The organism is Kitasatospora sp. NPDC007106 (assembly GCF_040634455.1).
GTDB classification, from domain to species: domain Bacteria; phylum Actinomycetota; class Actinomycetes; order Streptomycetales; family Streptomycetaceae; genus Kitasatospora; species Kitasatospora arboriphila.
In genome coordinates this window covers 1-1,537 of record NZ_JBEYFP010001169.1, presented here as the reverse complement: position 1 = coordinate 1,537, position 1,537 = coordinate 1, and the positions used below count along the sequence as shown (strand labels likewise).

General features: G+C 74.9%; 2 protein-coding genes. One reads left to right on the top strand and one right to left on the bottom strand.

Annotation, left to right across the window (positions count from 1 at the left end; genetic code table 11):
* Positions 1-65 precede the first annotated feature (65 nt).
* Positions 66-515 (bottom strand): MarR family transcriptional regulator, encoded by a 450-nt coding sequence (locus ABZ641_RS36825; RefSeq protein WP_344624181.1) that lies wholly within the window; start codon positions 513-515, stop codon positions 66-68.
* A 58-nt stretch (positions 516-573) separates the two neighbouring features.
* On the opposite strand from ABZ641_RS36825, the gene ABZ641_RS36820 reads away from it, so the two are divergent.
* Entirely contained in the window at positions 574-1,437 is an 864-nt protein-coding gene (locus ABZ641_RS36820) for an NmrA/HSCARG family protein (RefSeq protein WP_359988911.1), read from the top strand.
* Positions 1,438-1,537: the final 100 nt, after the last annotated feature.

Sequence of the window (1,537 nt, the reverse complement as noted above, 5' to 3'; positions counted from 1 at the left end):
GGGAGGTGCCCCCACGCGCCCCTTGGGGTTCACCCGCTCCTGGCGGTTCACCCGCCGCTGAGGGTTCACCCTCCTTCGCGGAGGCGCTGGATCTGGCGGTCGGCGAGTTCGGTGGTGCGGCGCATGTGGCGGGCGAGGAAGGCGAGTTCCTCCTCGGTGTACTCGGCCAGCATCGCGTCCCAGCCCTCGCCGAGTTCGCCCCAGAGTTCGCCGAGGCGGGCCGCCGCCTCGGGCACCGGTTCGACCAGCACCCGCCGGCGGTCCTCCTCGTCGCGCCGGCGGGTGACGTAGCCGGCCCGTTCCAGCCGGTCCACCAGGCGGGTGGCCGAGCCGCTGGTGAGCCCGGTCAGCTCGGCGATCCGGCCGGTGGTGAGCGGCCCCTCCTCCATGCCCAGCAGGTTGAGGCACTGCACGTCGGTGGGGTGCAGCCCGAGCCGGTCCGCCACCGCCTGGTTGAACAGCGCGTACGAGGCGAGGTAGCGGCGGGAGTCGGCTTCCAGGTCGTGCGGCCGCATGGGCATCCTCCCGATAAATTATCTGCGTGATGCAGAGAACTCGTCCTAAAGTGTCTGCATGACGCAGACATCATATGTCGCGGTGGCCGGAGCCACCGGTACGCAGGGCGCCGCCGTGGTCGACGCCCTCCTCGCGCGGGGCCTGTCCGTCCGCGCCCTCACCCGCACCCCCGACTCGGCCGCCGCCCGCTCGCTCGCGGCCGCCGGCGCCCGGGTGGTGGCCGCCGACTTCGACGACCGGGAGTCCCTGGACACCGCCCTCGCCGGCGCCGCCGCCCTCTTCGCCATGTCGACGCCGTTCGGCACGGACCTCGCCACCGAGGTCCGCCAGGGCACCGCCCTGGTCGAGGCCGCCGCCGACGCCCGGGTCGGCCACATCGTGTTCACCTCCGCCGCGCACGCCGACCGCGACACCGGCATCCCGCACTTCGACAGCAAGTACCGGATCGAACGCCGGCTCGCCGGGCTCGGCGTGCCCTGGACCGTCCTCGGCCCCGCGGCCTTCATGGAGAACTACGCGGGGGAGTGGACCCTGCAGGGCCTGCGCGAGGGCAGCTTCGTGCTCCCCATGCCGCCCGAGTGCCCGCTCGCGCTCGTCCCCGCCCGTGACATCGGCGCCTTCGCCGCGCTCGCGCTCACCCGCCCCGACGAGTTCGCCGGCCGGCGGATCGACCTCGCCTCGGACACCCTGACCTGCCCCGGGATCGCCGAGGTGCTCAGCTCGGCCACCGGCCGGCCGATCGGCTTCCGCCGCCTGCCGCTCGCCGAGATCGAGGCGTACTCCGCTGACCTCGCCGCGATGTTCCGCTACTTCACCGAGACCGGGCTCGACATCGACACCGCGGCGCTGCGCCGCGACCACCCCGAGGTCGGCTGGCAGGACTTCGCCGCCTGGGCGCACGGCCGCACCTGGCCGCTGTGACCGGACGGGCGGCGACCGGAGCGGCGGCGACCGTGCGAGCCGTGGCCGTCCGGGCCGCCGCCGGAACGGCGGAGGGGGGCCCGCCCGGGCGGGGGCGGCC

What these genes read in the sequence shown, in the direction of transcription:
- ABZ641_RS36825 (WP_344624181.1), bottom strand. Translation starts at nt 515, where the DNA reads ATGCGGCCGCACGACCTGGAAGCCGACTCCCGCCGCTACCTCGCCTCG.
- ABZ641_RS36820 (WP_359988911.1), top strand. Translation starts at nt 574, where the DNA reads ATGACGCAGACATCATATGTCGCGGTGGCCGGAGCCACCGGTACGCAG.